4 protein-coding genes are annotated in these 3,975 nt (G+C 61.2%); all 4 read right to left on the bottom strand.

Annotated elements, in window-relative coordinates:
• A partial coding sequence (locus ACXRVY_RS19385; protein WP_458238010.1) for an AMP-binding protein occupies positions 1–484 on the bottom strand: 484 nt, incomplete at its 3' end.
• 127 nt (positions 485–611) lie between these two features.
• Entirely contained in the window at positions 612–1,385 is a 774-nt protein-coding gene (locus tag ACXRVY_RS19380; RefSeq protein ID WP_108217301.1) for a 3-hydroxybutyrate dehydrogenase, read from the bottom strand.
• A 7-nt stretch (positions 1,386–1,392) separates the two neighbouring features.
• A complete protein-coding gene (locus tag ACXRVY_RS19375; RefSeq protein WP_102702089.1) occupies positions 1,393–2,784 on the bottom strand; it encodes a GntP family permease in 1,392 nt (463 codons plus the stop codon).
• A 288-nt stretch (positions 2,785–3,072) separates the two neighbouring features.
• The coding region (locus ACXRVY_RS19370; protein WP_458238009.1) for a sigma-54 interaction domain-containing protein at positions 3,073–3,975 on the bottom strand (903 nt) is incomplete at its 5' end.

Genomic DNA, 3,975 nt, shown 5'->3' with positions numbered 1-3,975 from the left:
GGCTGGTGGTGGCGAGCATGGCCACCAGGGTTTGCCAGGTGTTGGGCATGCACGCGGCGACCCGGTCGCCAACCCTGACACCGGCCGCTATCAGCCCGTTTTGAAAGCCGGCGACATGTTCCGCGAGCTCGGCCCAGGTCAAATGTTCACGCAGACCGTTTTCGCCAACGGCTATCACGGCGATCGCATCATCGCGACGCTGTAGCAGGTGTTCGGCAAAGTTCAGCGTTGCGCCGGGGAACCACTGGGCGCTGGGCATCTGCGGGCCTTCGAGCAGCACCGCGTCGGGTTGCTCGTGGAAGCGGATGTCGAAGAAGTCGACGATGGCCTGCCAGAAGTCCGGGCGTTGCTCGATGGACCATTGGTGCAGGTCAGGGTAGTCGTCAATCTTGAGGTGATGCCGCTGATTGACGAAGCGCCGGAAGGCCTCCATGCGGGTCTTGCCAATGCGTTTGGCGTCGGGTTGCCAGAGGATGTCGGACATGGTTTGCCTCTTCTTGTTGGCGAGTGCAGTGCACTCGATCGCGAGCAGGCTCGCTCCTACAGGGGATCGCATTTCCATGTGGGAGCGAGCCTGCTCGCGAAGAACGATAACGCGGTTTAGCGGTCAGTCACTGCGCCAACCACCCACCATCAACATTCCATGCCGCGCCACGCACCTGGCTGCCGGCTTCGCTACACAAGAACAGCACCAGTTCACCCAGTTGCGGCGGTGTCACGAACTCCAGCGATGGCTGCTTTTCAGCGAGCAAATCATGCTGCGCCTGCTGCGGATCAACCCCACTGGCGGCACGATCATCAATCTGCTTCTGCACCAGTGGCGTCAATACCCAGCCTGGGCAGATCGCATTGCAGGTGACCTGGGTGGTCGCGGTTTCCAGCGCGACCACTTTGGTCAAGCCGATCACCCCGTGCTTGGCGGCGACATAGGCCGACTTGCCCACCGAGCCGACCAGGCCATGCACCGAAGCAATGTTGATCACCCGACCCCAGCCCTTGGCGCGCATGCCCGGCAGGCTCAACCGCGTGCTGTGAAACACCGACGACAGGTTGATGGCGATGATCGAATCCCAGCGCTCTACCGGAAACTCATCCACCGCTGCCACGTGTTGAATGCCAGCGTTGTTGACCAGAATGTCGACGCCGCCGAACTCGCGCTCGGCGTAGGCGATCATGTCGGCAATTTGTGCCGGATCGCTGACATCGGCCGGGTGATGGCCGACCTTGCCGCCGAACTGTTCGACTTCGGCAATCACCCTGGATGCATCGCCGAAGCCGTTGAGGATCAGGTTGGCGCCAGCCTTGGCCAGGCTCAGGGCGATGCCCAAACCGATACCGCTGGTGGAACCGGTGACCAGTGCGGTCTTGCCCGAAAGAGTCGTCATGAATACCTCACACAATGCCAGTGGCGTAGAAGGTGCCGATCACTACGAAAACCGCCAGGGTCTTGATCAGCGTAATACAGAAAATGTCTTTGTAAGCCTCGCGGTGGGTTAGCCCTGTGACCGCCAACAGGGTAATCACCGCGCCATTGTGCGGCAGGGTGTCCATGCCGCCGCTGGCCATCGCTGCGACCCGGTGCAGCACTTCCAGGGGAATGTTCGCCGCATGGGCGGCACTGATGAACTGCTCGGACATCGCCGCCAGCGCGATGCTCATGCCACCCGAGGCGGAGCCGGTGATGCCGGCCAGCAGGGTCACGGTAATCGCTTCGTTGACCAGTGGGTTGGGGATGCTCTTGAGCCAGTCGGCCAGCACCAGAAAGCCCGGCAAGGACGCGATCACCGCGCCGAAACCGTATTCCGAGGCGGTGTTCATCGCCGCCAGCAAGGCACCGCTCACCGCGCTTTTACTGCCTTCGGCGAGCTTGCGGCTGATCGCCTTGTAGCCAAACACCAGCACCATGAGGATGCCGACCAGCAAGGCTGCCTGTACGGCCCAGATCGCCGTGAGCTTGGCGATTTCCGTGGTCACCGGCGCGGCCATGCCCGGCAGCGCGAGGCTGTGGGTCTTGCCATACACCTGCGGAATCCAGTGGGTGAACAGCAGGTTCATGATGCCCACCGCGAGCAGTGGCGAGAGTGCGAGCCACGGGTTGGGTAGCTTGAGATCGGCGGCGGTTTCCGGCTCGTTGCGCAGGTCAGAACCATAGCCTTCACCGGCACGCTGGGCCTTGTTGCGCTGACGCTGGAGAAACAGCATGCCGGCACAGAACACGAAGATCGTGCCGATCACGCCCAGCCACGGCGCTGCCCACGCGGTGGTGTTGAAGAACGTGCTGGGGATGATGTTCTGGATTTGTGGCGTGCCGGGCAGGGCGTCCATGGTGAACGAGAACGCACCGAGGGCAATGGTCGCCGGAATCAGGCGCTTGGGGATGTTGCTTTGGCGGAACATCTCGGCGGCAAACGGATAGACCGCGAACACCACCACAAACAGCGACACGCCGCCATAGGTCAGCAAGGCGCAGACCAGCACGATCACCAGCATCGCCTGGCGGGTGCCGAGCAGGCGAATCGCCGCCGCGACGATGGAGCGCGAAAAACCGGACAGTTCGATCAGCTTGCCGAACACCGCGCCGAGCAGGAATACCGGGAAATACAGTTTGATGAAACCGACCATTTTTTCCATGAACACCCCGGTGAAAGCGGGGGCGACGGCAGACGGGTCAGTCAGCAGGACAGCGCCGAGAGCGGCAATCGGGGCAAAAAGGATAACGCTGTAGCCACGGTAGGCAGCCAGCATCAGCAGCGCGAGGGCTGCCAAGGCAATGATCACACTCATGGTGTGTCTCTCCTGGGTTGTTATTTTTGTTGGGTGAAGCCTGGTAGGAGAGGCGTATAGCTAGTTTTGTGCCATCTTGTTAAGTTGTTGAAATATAAGAATATATTTTATTTCTATGGGCTGGATTCGAATGATTTGTCTCTAACTGGAGACTTCTGGYGATAGTGCTGGCCTCATCGCGAGCAAGCTCGCTCCCACAGGGGGACGGAGTAAGTCGGGAGAACACGRTCTACTGTGGGAGCGAGCTTGCTCGCGATGAATTGTCTATCAATGGAGATGTATGTCTCTTTATGGAGACTCTGCTATCCCCAGCGCCACCATCTTCTTGTACAGCGTCGACCGTCCAAGCCCCAGCCGCGCCGCCGCATCAACCACCTTGCCCCCGCATTGCGCAAGGGTGGTTTCAATCAATTGCCGGTCAAATCGCTCCCGCGCCGCACTGAACGTTTCATGGGCAAGCGGCTCGATGGTCAAGAGCGCCACGCGCTCCACCTGGGTGAACGTACCAATCGCCGCGCGGATGTCCGCCGCCGTCAGGCGCAAGTCATCACTGAGCAGCGCGGCCCGCTCCAGCACATTGCGCAGTTCGCGGATGTTCCCCGGCCAGGCGTGTTGTCCCAACAGTTCCAGGGCCTCGTGGTGCAGTTCATGCTGGCTGCGCAGTTCCTCAAGAATCGCTTCACTGAGCGCCGGCACGTCATCCAGGCGATCGCGCAGGGGTGGAACCTGGATCGGCAGCACATTGAGGCGGTAGTACAAATCGGCGCGGAATTCGCCGCGTTTGATGGCAGCCTCGAGGTCCGTTGAGGTCGCGGCGATCACCCGCACATCGCTCTGGATCACTTCGTTGGARCCCACCGGCTCGAATTCCTTTTCCTGCAACACCCGCAACAGTTTGCTTTGCAGGGGCAGCGGCATGTCGCCGATTTCGTCGAGGAACAGTGTGCCGCCTTGGGCGATCTGCAATTTGCCGGCGCGGCCCTTGCGGTCGGCACCGGTAAATGCGCCAGGGGCTGTGCCGAAGAACTCGGCTTCCAGCAGCGATTCGGGAATCGCCGCGCTGTTGACACTGACAAACGCCTTGTGCGCCCGGGGCGAGGCATTGTGGATCGCCTGGGCCAGCAATTCCTTGCCGGTGCCGGTTTCACCAAGCAACAGCACCGGCGATTCGGTACTCGCACTGCGCCGGGC

It is taken from the genome of Pseudomonas sp. P5_A2_2 (assembly GCF_054177685.1).
The sequence above is the reverse complement of the archived record's forward strand: the minus strand, read 5'-3'. Positions and strand labels throughout refer to the sequence as shown.